The organism is Thiobacillus sp. 65-1402 (assembly GCF_001897685.1).
In the GTDB taxonomy this organism is placed as follows: Bacteria; Pseudomonadota; Gammaproteobacteria; order Burkholderiales; family Thiobacillaceae; genus Thiobacillus.
On the sequence record NZ_MKUG01000203.1, the window covers coordinates 5,317 to 19,827 of the forward strand.

12 protein-coding genes are annotated in these 14,511 nt (G+C 66.9%); 6 read left to right on the forward strand and 6 right to left on the reverse strand.

Annotation, left to right across the window (positions count from 1 at the left end; all coding sequences use genetic code 11):
- The 6 genes from fliF to BGO62_RS14905 all read right to left on the reverse strand — a co-directional run.
- A partial coding sequence (gene fliF / locus BGO62_RS14880) for a flagellar basal-body MS-ring/collar protein FliF (protein ID WP_296643917.1) occupies positions 1-1,222 on the reverse strand: 1,222 nt, incomplete at its 3' end.
- A gap of 76 nt (positions 1,223-1,298) precedes the next feature.
- The gene (locus tag BGO62_RS14885; protein ID WP_296643919.1) at positions 1,299-1,751 is read right to left on the reverse strand and encodes a histidine phosphatase family protein; all 453 of its coding nucleotides are present in this window, start codon (positions 1,749-1,751) and stop codon (positions 1,299-1,301) included.
- Positions 1,752-1,792: 41 nt separating this feature from the next.
- Positions 1,793-3,754 (reverse strand): CHASE2 and HATPase_c domain-containing protein, encoded by a 1,962-nt coding sequence (locus tag BGO62_RS14890; protein ID WP_296643921.1) that lies wholly within the window; start codon positions 3,752-3,754, stop codon positions 1,793-1,795.
- A gap of 6 nt (positions 3,755-3,760) precedes the next feature.
- Positions 3,761-5,434, reverse strand: a complete 1,674-nt coding sequence (locus BGO62_RS14895) for a FecR domain-containing protein (RefSeq protein ID WP_296643924.1) — start codon at positions 5,432-5,434, stop codon at positions 3,761-3,763.
- 4 nt (positions 5,435-5,438) lie between these two features.
- Positions 5,439-6,122, reverse strand: a complete 684-nt coding sequence (locus tag BGO62_RS14900; protein ID WP_296643926.1) for a response regulator transcription factor — start codon at positions 6,120-6,122, stop codon at positions 5,439-5,441.
- 83 nt (positions 6,123-6,205) lie between these two features.
- Positions 6,206-7,711, reverse strand: a complete 1,506-nt coding sequence (locus tag BGO62_RS14905) for a CYTH and CHAD domain-containing protein (protein ID WP_296643928.1) — start codon at positions 7,709-7,711, stop codon at positions 6,206-6,208.
- A gap of 63 nt (positions 7,712-7,774) precedes the next feature.
- Here BGO62_RS14905 and ppk1 point away from each other — a divergent pair, with 63 nt between their 5' ends.
- The 6 genes from ppk1 to BGO62_RS14935 all read left to right on the forward strand — a co-directional run bounded on the left by ppk1 (position 7,775) and on the right by BGO62_RS14935 (position 14,439).
- Entirely contained in the window at positions 7,775-9,841 is a 2,067-nt protein-coding gene (gene ppk1 / locus BGO62_RS14910; protein ID WP_296643930.1) for a polyphosphate kinase 1, read from the forward strand.
- Between the two features lie 98 nt (positions 9,842-9,939).
- Positions 9,940-11,835 (forward strand): molecular chaperone HtpG, encoded by a 1,896-nt coding sequence (gene htpG / locus BGO62_RS14915; protein ID WP_296643932.1) that lies wholly within the window; start codon positions 9,940-9,942, stop codon positions 11,833-11,835.
- 149 nt (positions 11,836-11,984) lie between these two features.
- Entirely contained in the window at positions 11,985-12,284 is a 300-nt protein-coding gene (locus BGO62_RS14920) for a type II toxin-antitoxin system RelE/ParE family toxin (RefSeq protein ID WP_296643934.1), read from the forward strand.
- A 3-nt stretch (positions 12,285-12,287) separates the two neighbouring features.
- A complete protein-coding gene (locus BGO62_RS14925; RefSeq protein WP_296643937.1) occupies positions 12,288-12,575 on the forward strand; it encodes an addiction module antidote protein in 288 nt (95 codons plus the stop codon).
- A gap of 80 nt (positions 12,576-12,655) precedes the next feature.
- On the forward strand, positions 12,656-13,651 hold the full coding sequence (locus BGO62_RS14930; RefSeq protein ID WP_296643939.1) for a hypothetical protein: 996 nt from the start codon (positions 12,656-12,658) through the stop codon (positions 13,649-13,651).
- A gap of 41 nt (positions 13,652-13,692) precedes the next feature.
- Positions 13,693-14,439, forward strand: a complete 747-nt coding sequence (locus BGO62_RS14935; protein WP_296643942.1) for a class I SAM-dependent methyltransferase — start codon at positions 13,693-13,695, stop codon at positions 14,437-14,439.
- Positions 14,440-14,511 lie beyond the last annotated feature (72 nt).

Genomic DNA, 14,511 nt, shown 5'->3' on the forward strand with positions numbered 1-14,511 from the left:
GGGCACGCCGCCAGCCCGCCACGCCGAGCACGGCCAGGGTCGCCGCAGCCACCGCCAGCGGCCATTGCGGAAAGAGGAAGGGCGTGTCCGCGCGCGGCGGCGGACTGGCCGGCTGCACCCGCGGGATCGGACCGGGCGCCGGCGCCGGGGGCGGCGAAACGGCAACGTCGGCCTGCGTCTTGGGCGCCCCTGCAGGCAGCGCATACACGCTCAGGCTGTCGCCGCGTGCCGGCAGCAGGCCCAGCGCCTGGCGCGCCAGCTGCCCGGCGCGCCCGAGTTCGGCGGCGCTGGCGTCGAACCCCAGAATCACGATGGCATTGATCCGCTGGATGCGGCCTTCGGGAACGTGCGTGGTGCGCACGGTCTTCTCCAGCGGGCGCGCCTGCCCGGCCACCACGACATTGCGCACGCGCTCGACCGTCTGCCGGGTTTCGCTGTCCGCCAGCGTCGCGGTCACCTGCACGCTGACGCGGTCTGCGCCCAGCCAGGGCGTCAGCACCGCCAGCGCGCGTCGCGCCAGATCCTGCTCCAGCGCCAGGCGCTGCGACTGGGCGGCGTCGGGGACCGCGCCGCCCAGCAGGACGCCGCGCGGATCGAGCACCTGCACCTCGGCGCGCTTCAGGCGCGGCACGCTGGCGGCCACCAGCGTCTGGATTGTCGCGACCTGTCCGGCATCCAGCCGGGCGCCCGGACGCAGCCGCACCAGCACCGCAGCGGTGGCGGGCGGCGCATCGCGCAGGAACGGCGAAACCTTGGGCAGGGCGAGGTGGACCCGTGCCAGCTCGACCGTTTCCAGCTTCTGGATCGAGCGCGCCAGGTCGATCTCGAGCGCGCGCTGGTAACGCTGCTGTTCCTGCAGCGACGAGGCGCCGAAGCCGGGAGAACGGTCGATTTCATCCTGCGCATCGGCATCGGTTCTGGGCAGGCCCAGCGCGGCCAGGCGGTAGCGTGCCGCGTGCAGCTGGCTGGACGGCACTTCGATGGTGCCGTCGACGGCGGACAGGCGATAGGGGATGTCGAGCCGTTCGAGCGCGCCGATGACCTCGCCGCCCGCGCGGTCGGACAGCTGCGTGTACAGCACGCGGTAGGCCGGCGGATTGAACCACAGATAGGCGGCAGCCAGCGCGGCCAGCGGCAGCAGCACCAGCAGGGCAAGCATGAAGCGGCGCAACGGGCTCGCGTCGGCGATCAGGTCGCGCAGACTGCTCAGCCAACCCGGCACTGCACGCACCTCGTCCGCGTTGTCGGGGTCACTGGGTTAGTCTCGCGCTTGATGGGTTGGGTGGTCACCCGCGGAATTATAACCAGTCAGGCGCGGCCACAGCGCGCAACACCACCTGCAGCCGCCCCGCCCGCTCGCGGCCCTGGAACCACCAGATGCTGCCCTTCTTCACCGCCAGATCGCCCGCCTGCCCGGCCAGCAGCTGCATCGCCACCTGCCCCAGCGTGGGTTGATGGCCGACGACCAGCACCGGATAGGCCGCATCCGGCCAGCCCGCCGCGGCCAGCACGGCCGCGGCGTCGGCGCCGGGTGCCAGCGCCGGCACCTCCTCGTACTCGCGCCCCAGCGCCTGCGCGGTTTGCCAGGCACGGGTGGCGGGGCTGGCCAGGATGCGGATGTCCGGCGGCAGCCGCGGATTGAGCCAGTCGGCCATGCGCGCCGCCTGCTTGCGGCCGCGGGCGGTAAGTTCGCGGGTGAGATCGGGGAGCGCGTCTTCCGCCTCGGTGTGCCGCCACAAAATCAGTTCCATTTCGGTTCCCTCACAATACCGGCCCCGAATCGCGGCCACGCCTATTGTGCCGCAGCCGCGCCTGCCGAAGATGACAGCCCCGACAGCGGCAGCCGCAGGGTGAAGCAGCTGAATATGCCCGGTTCGCTTGCGACCGCGACCGTGCCGCCGTGCTTTTCCGCCACGGTGCGCACGAAATACAGCCCCAGCCCGGTGCCCGTCGTCCGCTCCGCGGTGCGGCTGAAGCGGCGGAACAGGCGCGCCTGATCGGCGGCGGCGATGCCGGGGCCATGGTCGGTCACGCTGGCCTCGGCCCACTCGCCCGCGCAGCGCAAGCGCACCGTCACGCTGGAATGCGCCGGCGCGTAATGCACCGCGTTCAATACCAGATTGAGCATGGCGCGATGCAACAGGCCGAAATCGCCCTGCACCCACAGCGGATCGTCGGGCAGCTGGCGCACCAGCTGCACCGACTTGGCGCGCGCCGCCGCGAACGCATCGTCGATCGCCTGGTGCACCAGCGCGGCAAAGTCGAGTTCCTCGAAGCGGGCGGCGTCCAGCATCTCGGCACGCGAAGTGCGCAGGAACTCTTCCGCCAGCGTCAAGCCGCGGGTCAGCGGGTCGCGCAGGCGGGCTTGCGCGGCGGCGGGCAGCGCGTCGAGCTGCATCAGGGCGGCGGCCAGCGGCGCACGGATGTCGTGCGAGATGAACGCCAGCGTTTCGCGCTGCTCGTCCTGCAGATGGCGCAAGCGGTGCGCCGCCGCCTGCACCTGCTGGATGCGCGCCGCGAACGGATCGTGCGACAGCGCCCGCGGCTGGACATCGGCCACCGGCCCCAGTTCCTGGCGCAGCCGCTTCAGTTCGTGGTCAAGAAAGCGGCCGGCGCCCTCCAGGCGCCGCCAGCTCCATACCGGATAAGCCAGCAGGATTGCCAGCAGCGCGCCGGCAACCGGCATCCAGGCCCGCACCCAGAACGGCAGCGCGATGGCGGCCGCGGCCACGGCCACGAACCACAGCACGCTCGCCAGCAATCCGCCCAGGGGATTCAGGCGCGGCAGCCACAGCAGCGGCGCCAGCGCCAGCAAGGCGGCGGCCAGCAGCGCGACGGCGGGGGGCACGTCGCGCACCAGGCGGCCGCCCCGCATCGACTCCAGCGCATTGGCATGCACCTCCACCCCCGGCATCGGCTGGCGCTGTCCCGACACCGGCGTCGGCAGCAGGTCGCCCATGCCCGCCGCGGTGGCGCCCACCAGCACGATCTTGTTGCGGAAGGTGCCGGGGGCGAATTCGCCGGTCAGCGCCTGCACATACGACAGCGTCCGCACATGCCCGGGCGGCCCCAGGAACGTGATGCGGCGCGGCGCCGTCCGCACCAGGGCAAACGGCATCGCATCGGCAGCGGCAGGCGGAATCCGGCTGAACGACGCCGGCAGCTGGCCGGCGGTGGCCAGCACCGCCTGCGCAAAATGCGGCCACACCGGCGTGCCCACGCCTTCCCACAGGAAAATGCTGCGCGCGATGCCGTCCTGGTCCAGCTCGACGTGCACCCGTCCCAGCGCCGCCGCCTGTCCCAGCAATTGCGGCAGCGGCAGGGTTTCCAGCAGCTGGCCGTTGACGCGGCTGCTTTCCAGCAGCACCGGCAGCACCACATTGCCCGCCCGCGCCACCGCTTCCGTCAGCGCCGCGTCGGCGGGCTGGTCGGCGGTGTCGGGCTCGGCGAACACCAGGTCGAGGCCGATCGCGCGCGCGCCGTCGGCATGCAGGCGGTCGATCAGCGCGGCATGCAGGCGCCGCGACCACGGCCAGCGGCCAAGCTTGGAGAGGCTGTCCTCGTCGATGGCGACGATGACGAGATCCGCCGGCGGCGGCCGGCTGTGCAGGCGCTGCCCGAGGTCGTACAGCAGGTTGTCGACCCGGCTCAATACGCCGCTGCCGGTCACCAGCAGCGCGATCGACAGCAGGATCAGCGCCGCGGAGAAACGGTCGTTGCGCAGGAAGCGCAGCCGGAGCGGTTCGCGACGCACGGGCGCTCACATGGCCAGCAGGGGCAGCAGCAGCAACAGCGCTTCCCAGCGGAAGCGCGGCGGCGCCTCGATCATCCGGGTGGCGTAAGGCCCCGCGGTGCCGTCGGCCTCGACCAGCCGCGCCGCCAGGTAATACGTCGCCGGATCGAGCGGCGAGGCATGCAGTTGGCCGTCGGCGCTGTCACCCTGCCAGGCGACCTGGGTGCCTTCGGCATCGCGCGCCAGCACCAGCTCGTAGTGCAAGCCGGCGGGCGGCCGCGGCAGGGCGAGCTTGAGACCGTTTTGCGCGAACGCCGGGGCGACCTGGCCGAGCTCGGGTGCGCCCGGCAGCGGATCGTAGACGAAACGCTGCGGCGGCGAGAACGGCCCCTGCTCGTCGGCTTCGATGCTCGCCACCCGCCAGTGGTAGGCGCCAGGCGTCAATTCCCCGGGTGGAATCAGGCGCGTTTCCGTGGTCCGCTCGGCCAGCAGCACCCCGTCGAACGCCGCATCGCGCGCCAGCTCGACCCGGTACGCGGCCGCCCCCACCACCGCGCTCCATTGCAGCGCGGGTTGCGCGCTGCGCACGCGCGCGCCGGGCGTGCGCAGCAACGGCGCAAACGGGCGCGCGTCGAGCTCGAAGGCGTGCACGGCATCGCGTCCCTGCAGGCCCAGGGCATCGGCCGCGCGCACCCGCAGCAGGTAGCGGCCATCGGGCAGGTCGGCAAAGCTCAGCCGTGGTGCCGCGCTGGCGTGTTCCAGCAGCGACGGCCCGAACTGCGCATCCGCCGCCGATTCCCTGGCCGCGCCGGCGCCGGGGGAACCGCCTGCCTGGAATGCGATCTGGCCCAGCCACGACACCGCGCCCGCCAGGGCCGGCAACGTAAAGCGCAGCGGCAGGGCCTCAACCCGCAGCGGCAGCGCGGACAGATCCGGTGCCGGCAGCAGCGCCGCCGGCGGGCGCGGCGGTTTGCCGGCTTCCGCCAGGCTGCCCTGCCCCGCCATCACGGCCACGCGTTGCCCGGCCGCAGCCAGGTCCACTTCCCCCTCCAGCGTTTCTTCGCGGGTCACGCGCGGCTCCGCGGCGACGCGGAAGCGGGTGCCGCGCACCGCTGCCACCGCGGACGGCGTGATCACCTGCAAGCGGCTGCCCGGCGCGCGGCGCGGGTTGGCGCCGACGTCGAGGCGCCCCTGCTGCAGCCGCAGCCGGGTATCGACCATGCCGCCGCCAGCGTAGACGCTCACGGTGTCGAGCGTCATGCGCGCACCGGGCTGCAGCACCGCCACCGAGTCATCGGCAAAACGCAGCGTCGCGCTGCTGTTGGCCGCGCTGCTCAGGCTGGCCCCGGCGGCCAGCCGGTCGCCCGCCTGCAAGGCGCGCTCGGCACCGTCGGGCAGGCGCAGCCGCACCTGCCCCGTCACCGCGACCACCGTCGCCGGCGCCGGGGCATGCCGCAGCCAGGCGAGCGGGATGCGCAAGGCGCTGCCGGGAACCAGGCGATAGGGGTTGGCAATGCGGTTGTGGCGCTGCACCCGCGGCCAGTCGGCCGGGCGTGCCAGATAACGCGCCGACACGCCGATCAGGGTGTCGCCCGGCCGCAGCGTATAGCGCCATTCCGGGCCGGGGTCGGCGGTTTCCGCCGCCGCAGGCGCGGCAAGCAGCAGAAAGGCGAGCGAACAAAGCCGCAGGCGAGCGGTCATGAACCTATTCCACACGCTCCAGCCGATAGCCCTGGCGGTACACCGAAGTCAGCCGCCAGCCGTTTTCCGGCACCAGCTTCAGCTTGCCGCGCAGGTGGCTGACGTGGACATCCACGGTGCGGGTATCGATGTCAGGGCTCGATCCCCACACCACCTGGATCAGGTGCCCCCGCGGCAACAGCATGCCGACGCGGCCAAAGAAATACAGCGCAAGCTCGGTTTCCTTTTCGGTCAGCCTGACCGGCTCGCCGTCCAGTTCGAACTTGCGGCTGCCGAAATCCACCTTGAGCGTGCCGAAGTCCTGCACCGGCTCCGGCCGCAGCTGCGCCGAACAGCGGCGCGCCACCGCGTGGATGCGCGCGATCAGCACGCTGCGCGAAGGCGGCTTGACCATGTAATCGTCGGCGCCGGCCTGGATCACCTGCACCACGTCCTCCTCCGCGTCGCGCCCGGTCAGGAACAGCACCGGCGGCAGCGTGCCTTTCAGCTTGAGGCTGGCCATGACGTCGGGGCCGCTGATGTCGGGCAGCATCCAGTCGAACAGGCACAGGTCGTAGCGCTCGTCGGAGAGCGCGCGCACGCACTCGCGGCCGGAACGGAACCAGCTCACGCTATGCCCAGCCTGCTCCAGCCATTCGATGATGTTGACGGCAAATGCCGCGTCGTCTTCCAGAAATGCGATTTTCATTGTCGGAGGCGATGACAGCCGGGTGTCGGTATTCATGGAGCGCGGATTGTGGGTGGAAAAGCCAAAACGGGGCTGGTGGCAATCTACCAGTAAGGCGCCGTTTCCATGAAATTTTGCAAATGCTTTGCATTTGCGCCGGCCGTGTCGGCCGCCAGCCGCGCCGCCAGCCAGCCGAGCACGAATTGCCCCATCGCCCCCGCGTCCGCCTCGGCCAGCAATGCCCGCGCCACCTGCGCATCGTTGGCGCGGCCCAGGCTATCCTGCGCATCCCGCAGCACAGCCTGGTATCGACGCTGTGCGCCGCGGGCGAACAGCGCCTGGAAAAACTCGGCTGCGTAGCGCTGGCGCTTGACGGCAATGCGCAGGGCATGGCGCTGCTCCGGCTGCAGTTGCCCGAACCTGCGCGCGCCGCGGACGATGGGGCGATGCCCCCGCTGCAGCGCCCGGCGCGCCCACTTTTTCAATGGCGACAACTGGACCAAGCGCTGCGTTTCGGCGGCGGCGCGCCAGCCGCGCTGCAGCAGCCAGCGCTGGAACGCCAGCAGCCACGCGCCCGGCTGCGCCTGCGCGAGCGCCGTTTGCATGGCCGCCCGCACCTCGGCTCTGCGCGCCTCCAGCGCTTGCCGGCCATGCTGCCAGGCGGCGGCATCGGCGCAATGCGGCGCAATGGCCGGCAGGGTCTCGCTGCACAGCACGTCCCAGTCGCGCGCGGAGCCGAGGGCGGCGGCCAGCGCGCGCAGATCCGCCAGCAGCGCATCCGGCACCGCGCACACCTCCCGGTACAGCCGCAGCGCCGCGCGCAGGCGCCGCAGCGCCACCCGCGCCTGGTGCACGTATTCGATATCGTCGGATGCCAGCACGCCGGGCAGATTGGCCTGGAACTGCGCCAGACAGGCCTGGCAGATTGCGGCGAAGCCGTCTTCCACGCTCATTGCGCCGTCCAGCGCCAGCGGCGCAGACTTGGCCGGCGCCGCCGCCTCGCCGCGCGCCAGGCGCACGCCCCGTTCGGCCTTGCTGACATCCAGCGGCATGCAGCCGAACCGCCGCGCCCAGCCTTGCGCCAAGGCAAACAGGGCATCCGGCTGGCCGGCCTTGAGTTCGAGCTCGATCTCGCAAATCGGCTGGCTGCGCCGGCCGGCGCGCACTTCGCCCACGTCCAGCGCCACTTCGATTGCCGCGCCGCCACGCCCGCCGACCAGCCAGGCGGTGCGGTTGAAGCGCGTTTCGAACACCGCCGCCAGCTGCGCGCGCAGCGCCTGCGGCACCAGCGCTCGCGCTTCGGGCGGAAATTTTTCCCAGTCCGGCTTGCCGCCGGATATCGCCATTTCGTACTCGGCGCGCCGCGACAGGCCGCCGTGCCGCTCGCCCTCGGTTTTCAGCGTTTGCAGCCAGCGCCGCCCGGCCCGCCGCACCCTGAGCGCCACGCCCTGAGCGCTCAGGGAAAAGTCCGGCGTATCGAAATAGCGCGTGACGAGTTCCTGCTGTTGCGGTGCGCTGCGCCGCCGCGCCATCAGCTTCGCGAATGCCGCCGCCTGCTGCGGCGGCAGTGCCAGCTTGAGTTCGATTTCAACCGGCTGCGGCGTCGTCATATGGCTGTCATGTCATGATTGGAACAGGCGCTTATCATTGAAGCTCATCCCCGATACTAGATCATGAATCTTCCCAGTCCCGACACCCTCATCAACCGCGAACTCGGTATTCTCGAGTTTCAGCGCCGCGTGCTGGCCCAGGCCGACGACCCCGGCATGCCCCTGCTGGAGCGGCTGAAGTTTCTCTGCATCTTTTCCAGCAACATGGACGAATTCTTCGAGGTTCGGGTGGCCGGACTCAAGGAGCAGATTCGCGCCGACTCGACCCAGCGCTCGCCCGACGGCATGACGCCGCGGCAGCAGTACCGCGCGGTGTCGAACATGGCCCACGACCTGGTGGCCAAGCAATACGCGCTGTTCAACAACGAGCTGATTCCCGAGCTGGCCGCGCACGGCATCCACTTCTTCCGCCGCACGCAGTGGACCGAAGACCAGGCGGCGTGGATCCGCGATTACTTCTTTCGCGAACTGATGCCGGTGCTGACGCCGGTGGGGCTCGATCCCTCGCATCCCTTCCCGCGCGTGCTGAACAAGAGCCTCAACTTCGCGGTGGAGCTGTCGGGGCGCGACGCCTTCGGCCGCAACTCCGGCGCCGCCGTGGTGCAGGCGCCGCGCGCGCTGCCGCGCGTCATCCGCCTGCCGGAAGAAATCGCCGGCTGCGAATACGGCTTCGTGTTCCTGTCGTCGGTTCTGCATACCCATGTCGGCGAGTTGTTCGCCGGGATGACGGTGGAAGGCTGCTACCAGTTCCGCGTCACCCGCAATTCCGATCTCTTCGTCGACGACGAGGAAACCAAGAACCTGCGCCAGGCCTTGCAGGGCGAACTGCCGCAGCGCAATTACGGCGCGGCGGTGCGGCTCGAAGTCGCCGACAACTGTTCGCCTTCGATGGCGGCCTTCCTGCTGGAGCAGTTCGAGCTCGGCGCCGACGATCTCTACCAGGCAAACGGCCCGGTGAATCTGGTGCGACTGATGCAGGTGCCCGACTGGGTCGACCGCCCCGAGCTGAAGTTCGCTCCCTTCGCCCCCGCCCTGCCCGCCCGGCTGGCCAAGCAGGACGACATCTTTGCGCACATCCGCAAGCACGACATCCTGCTGCACCACCCGTTCGAATCCTTCCAGCCGGTGATCGACTTCATCGAGCAGGCCGCGGCCGACCCCCACGTCGTCGCCATCCGCCAGACGGTCTACCGCACCGGCACCGACTCCAAGCTGATGATGGCGCTGATCCGCGCCGCGCAGTCGGGCAAGGAGGTCACCGCGGTGGTCGAGCTGATGGCGCGCTTCGACGAGGAAGCCAACATCAACTGGGCCGCCAAGCTGGAGGAAGTCGGCGCCCATGTCATCTACGGCGTGGTCGGCCACAAGACCCATGCCAAGCTGGCGCTGGTGATCCGCCGCGAGGAAGGCGAACTGCGCCGCTACGCGCACCTCGGCACCGGCAACTACCACGCCCGCACCGCGCGCCTGTACACCGACTTCGGCCTGCTCACCGCCGACGAAACCATGACCGCCGACGTCGCCAGCCTGTTCACCCAGATCACCGGGCTGGGCAAGGCCGGCAAGCTGAAGCGCCTGTGGCAGGCACCGTTCACCCTGCACAGCGAGGTCGTCGCCGCGATCAACCGCGAGGCCGAACTGGCCGCCGCCGGCAAGCCCGCCGCCATCGTCGCCAAGATGAACGCGCTGCTGGAGCCGCAGGTCATCGCCGCCCTCTACGCCGCCTCGCAGGCTGGAGTGAAGATCGATCTCGTCATCCGCGGCGTGTGCGCGCTGAAACCGGGCATCGCCGGCCTGTCGGAGAACATCCGCGTGCGCTCCATCGTCGGGCGCTTCCTCGAACACACGCGCATCTTCTATTTCAGGAACGGCGGCGACGAGCAGGTGTATCTGTCCTCCGCCGACTGGATGGACCGCAACTTTTTCCGCCGCATCGAAACCGGCTTCCCGATACTCAACCCCAAGCTGAAAAAGCGCGTCATCGCCGAGGGCCTCAAGCCTTATCTGCGCGACAACGTGCAGGCCTGGGAGATGCTGCCCGACGGCAGCTACCGCCGCCGCAGCCCGCGCCGCGCCGCGCCCTACAGCGCGCAGGCCGAACTGCTGGCGCTGCTGTCCAGGCAGAAATAGCCGCGGCGGCGGCATCCCGCTGCGCCGGGGCTTGAAACCCCCTGCCGCCGCCCCCATTTCCCGTTGCACCTTGTTTGTAGTCAACGGGAGATAAAGGCATGTCCGCCACCAAAGAAACCCTCGGCTTCCAGGCCGAAGTCAAGCAGCTGCTGCAGCTGATGATCCATTCCTTGTATTCCAACAAGGACATTTTCCTGCGCGAACTGATTTCCAACGCCTCCGACGCCGCCGACAAGCTGCGCTTCGAGGGCCTGTCGGATGCCGCGCTGTACGAGAACGACCCCGAGCTCAGGATCCGCATCGCCTTCGACCGCGAGGCGCGCACGCTGACGATTTCCGACAACGGCATCGGCATGAGCCGGCAGGAAGTCATCGACCACATCGGCACGATTGCAAAATCCGGCACCCGCGAATTCTTCAGCCAGCTTTCCGGCGACCAGAAGAAGGACGCCGCGCTGATCGGCCAGTTCGGCGTCGGCTTCTACTCCGCCTTCATCGTCGCCGACCGCGTCACGCTGACCACCCGCCGCGCCGGCCTCACCGCCGAGCACGGCGTGCGCTGGGAATCCGAGGGCGCCGGCGACTACACGCTGGAAACCGTCGAGAAGCCCGGCCGCGGCACCGAGATCGTGCTGCATCTGCGCGAAGGCGAGGACGAGTTCCTCTCCGACTGGAAGATCAAGTCGGTCATCCGCACCTATTCCGACCACATCACCCTGCCCATCGTGATGAAGAAGACCGAATGGAAGGACGGCGTCGAGACCCCGACCGACGAGGACGAGACCGTCAACAAGGCCTCCGCGCTGTGGGCGCGCGCGAAGAAGGACGTCACCGAAGACGAGTACCGCGAGTTCTACAAGCACGTGGCCCACGACTTCGAGCCGCCGCTCGCCTGGTCGCACAACCGCGTCGAGGGCAAGCAGGAATACATCTCGCTGCTCTATGTGCCCTCGCACGCGCCGTTCGACCTCTACGACCGCGAGAAGCGCCACGGCATCAAGCTCTACGTGCGCCGCGTCTTCATCATGGACGACGCCGAGCAGCTGATGCCGCAATACCTGCGCTTCGTCCGCGGCGTCATCGACTCGGCCGACCTGCCATTGAACGTCTCGCGCGAAATCCTGCAGTCGAGCCGCGACATCGACGCGATCAAGGCCGGCTCGGTGAAGAAGGTGCTGGGCCTGCTGGAAGACCTGGCCGAGAACCAGCCGGAGAAATACGTCGAGTTCTGGAAGCAGTTCGGCAAAGTCCTGAAGGAAGGCCCGGGCGAGGACTATGCGAATCGGGAGAAGATCGCCGGCCTGCTCCGCTTCGCCTCCACCCACACGGATACGGACGCGCAGGTGGTGTCGCTGAAGGACTACATCGGCCGCATGAAGGAAGGCCAGAGCGCGATCTACACCATCACTGCCGACAGCTTCGCCGCCGCCCAGCATAGCCCGCACCTCGAAATCTTCCGCAAGAAAGGCATCGAAGTGCTGCTGCTGTCCGACCGCGTCGACGAATGGCTGATGAGCAACCTCACCGAGTTCGACGGCAAACCGCTCAAGTCCGTCGCCAAGGGCGGGCTGGATCTGGGCGCTTTGGAAGACGAAGCCGAGAAGACCGCGCAGAAGGAAGCCGAGGAAACCATGAAGCCGCTGGTCGAGCGCATCAAGACAACGCTCGGCGAGCGCGTCAAGGACGTCCGCGTCACGCATCGGCTGACCGACTCGCCGGCCTGCCTCGTCACCGGCGAAGGCGACATGAGCGCCAACCTCGAACGCCTCTTGAAGGCCGCCGGCCAGGCCGCGCCCAGCGTCAAGCCCACGCTGGAGATCAACCCGACCCACGCGCTGGTCACCCGGCTCGACAGCGAATCCGACGAAGACCGCTTCAAGGACTGGGCCAATCTGCTGTTCGAGCAGGCGCTGCTGGCGGAAGGCGGACAGCTCGACGATCCGGCGAGTTTTGTGCGGCGGCTGAATGGGTTGTTGGCGATGCTACCGGGCTAAGAAGTAGAAAAGGCCGTTCGTGTTGAGTTTGTCGAAACACGAATGACCGCAGATGTTAATCAAGCGCGACTGAGCAATCAGTCGCGCTTTTTTATGCTCGCCCTGAAAAATCGGGTTGCAAAATGGTATCCGGTTGGATACATTGAGGCATGTACACCTTTCTGCGCTCGGAAGAATTCGATGCCTGGCTTTCGGCCCTGAAGGACAAAGTCGGGCTCGCCCGGATCATTCATCGCATCCGCTCCGCCGAGCATGGCAACTTCGGCGACTGCGAACCGGTGGGCGAAGGCGTCACCGAAATGCGCATCCACGTCGGGCCCGGCTACCGGGTCTACTACACCCGGCGTGGCGAGGTGGTCTATCTGGTCCTACTGGGCGGCGACAAGTCCTCGCAGAAACGCGACATCAAACGCGCCATTGAAATGGCGCGAACGCTGGATAAGGAGTAAACCATGAGCAAATTTTCCCCCTTCGATGCCGCCGACTACCTCGACGACGAGGAAACCATCGCGGAATACCTCACCGCCGCACTGGAAGACCCCAACCCGGACGTCTTTCTGACCGCTGTGCGCGACGTGGCCCGCGCCCGCGGCATGACCCAGCTCGCCAAGGATGCCGGGCTCGGGCGCGAAAGCCTATACAAGGCCCTGACACCCGGTGCCAAGCCGCGCTACGACACCATGCTCAAGCTGCTGCACGCGCTGGGTGTGAAGCTTTCGGCTACGCCGGTTCACCAATGATGAGTGATGAGGAATATGGTGTCTGACCCCATTTGCTAACTGCCTCCTCTTTTCGGGCAAACGTTACATCCAAAACTAAAATGCCAGTACCTAGCCAAAGCAAGCCGGAGTACCGCATCAATCTTTCAAGCGGATCGCCTAACCCGCTCGAAGCCTACGAAATGCTGCGCTCCTTTTTACCTAACGCAGGCCACCACTTAACCCAGAATCTTCGACCAGCTCTGGGTATCTATAACACTTCCATATCAAGAGTCTGCGAAAAGACCATCAAATGTTGCGAGCACTTGGAGCGCTACTTCAAGACATCTGACCGCGTGGCTGTATTGAGGAGCAACACAACCATTCACAAATTAATAATTGATTACCTTGAACTCACCCTGTACGCCGCAGCAGAACATGTGGACGATCTCAGATTGATCGCGAAGGGGTTTTTCCAGAATCAAGCGGAAAGCCAAAAATCCAAATCATTTCGCGCCTTTGATGAGTCAATCAAGACTCACAAGAGTCTAATTGCGGCAAGTGCCAACGCGATCAAGCATGCCCAAGCCAGAATTCGTCTGTACTCATTGGAGTTTCGTCACGATGGAACACCCACATGCATGCACGGCTACTTTATTGAGGGTGTCAGCAATGGCGTGGTTGGGCCGAACCAAATATTTCACGATGAGAACAAGCAGGTATTCTCCATAACATCCCTTATTTGGGAGGTTATAACGTTCTTACTCCACACATCACGGTCACTCAATGAGTTTCTAAAAACTGTCGAAGCAGCCAAAGAATGCCAACCGCCCGAGCAGGTCGACACATTCAAAAAGCTCGTCATTGCTGCAGCGAGACTCCCCTTGTACTCATTTGATGACAATCACCCCTTTGCGCGAACGAGAGTCATCATTGACGGAGATGCGGCATCGCTTGAACCTCTCAAATCCCGAATATACGGATCAATAACAAGCAAATGGTCAAAATCGGATAGGGGTGAGTTTGGTGATTTTTTTGGCGGCTACGAAGGCGACGGCGTGACCCGAACATTCAAAATAGTTCAACCGGCAGCACTCCATGTTCAACATTGGGACTAAGAAAATCCGTCCAGCTGCTGCCGCCAAGGAGGCTATCCACCATGGACATCCCTCGAATATTCAATATCACCGAAAGCGCTCACCGCATCCACAATCCGTTCACCCCCAAAAAGCTCGCCACGCTCGGCGCGGCGCTGCGTCTGGAAACGGGGACCCGGGTGCTCGACCTCGGCAGCGGTTCGGGGGAGATGCTTTGCACCTGGGCACGCGATCATGGGATCGTCGGCACCGGCGTCGACCTGAGCCAGCTGTTCACCGAGCAGGCGAAACATCGTGCCGAAGCGCTCGGCGTTGCCGGCCAGGTAAAGTTCATCCATGGCGATGCCGCCGGCTACGTCTCGAACGAGAAGGTCGATGTGGCAGCCTGTGTGGGTGCCAGTTGGATAGGCGGCGGCGTCGCCGGCACGATCGCGCTGTTGGCGCAAAGCCTCGGCCCGGCAGGAATCATCCTCATCGGCGAGCCCTTCTGGCGGCAGTTGCCGCCGACGGAAGAGGTTGCCAAGGGGTGTCATGCCAACGCGATCTCCGGCTTTCTACTGCTTCCTAAATTTCTCGCGTCTTTCCGCACGCTTGGCTACGACGTCGTTGAAATGGTTCTGGCTGACCAGGACAGCTGGGACAGATACGAGGCGGCCAAGTGGCTCACGATGCGCCGATGGCTCGAAGCCAATCCCGAGGACGAACTCGCCGAAGAGGTTCGCGCGCAACTGAGCTCGGAACCCGAACGCTACGCGACTTACACCCGCGAATACCTGGGCTGGGGCGTGTTCGCGCTGATGGCGCGGTGACGAGGGATGGCTCGGCGACGCCCTGGGATGGAAAGTTGATTATGCTTAGGAGGCCGATGCGCAACGAGGCCA

Coding starts and splice junctions, on each gene's coding strand:
- BGO62_RS14885 (WP_296643919.1), bottom strand. CDS start 1,751: ATGGAACTGATTTTGTGGCGGCACACCGAGGCGGAAGACGCGCTCCCC.
- BGO62_RS14895 (WP_296643924.1), bottom strand. CDS start 5,434: ATGACCGCTCGCCTGCGGCTTTGTTCGCTCGCCTTTCTGCTGCTTGCC.
- BGO62_RS14920 (WP_296643934.1), top strand. CDS start 11,985: ATGTACACCTTTCTGCGCTCGGAAGAATTCGATGCCTGGCTTTCGGCC.
- BGO62_RS14935 (WP_296643942.1), top strand. CDS start 13,693: ATGGACATCCCTCGAATATTCAATATCACCGAAAGCGCTCACCGCATC.
- BGO62_RS14905 (WP_296643928.1), bottom strand. CDS start 7,711: ATGACGACGCCGCAGCCGGTTGAAATCGAACTCAAGCTGGCACTGCCG.
- BGO62_RS14930 (WP_296643939.1), top strand. CDS start 12,656: ATGCCAGTACCTAGCCAAAGCAAGCCGGAGTACCGCATCAATCTTTCA.
- BGO62_RS14925 (WP_296643937.1), top strand. CDS start 12,288: ATGAGCAAATTTTCCCCCTTCGATGCCGCCGACTACCTCGACGACGAG.
- BGO62_RS14900 (WP_296643926.1), bottom strand. CDS start 6,122: ATGAAAATCGCATTTCTGGAAGACGACGCGGCATTTGCCGTCAACATC.
- htpG (WP_296643932.1), top strand. CDS start 9,940: ATGTCCGCCACCAAAGAAACCCTCGGCTTCCAGGCCGAAGTCAAGCAG.
- ppk1 (WP_296643930.1), top strand. CDS start 7,775: ATGAATCTTCCCAGTCCCGACACCCTCATCAACCGCGAACTCGGTATT.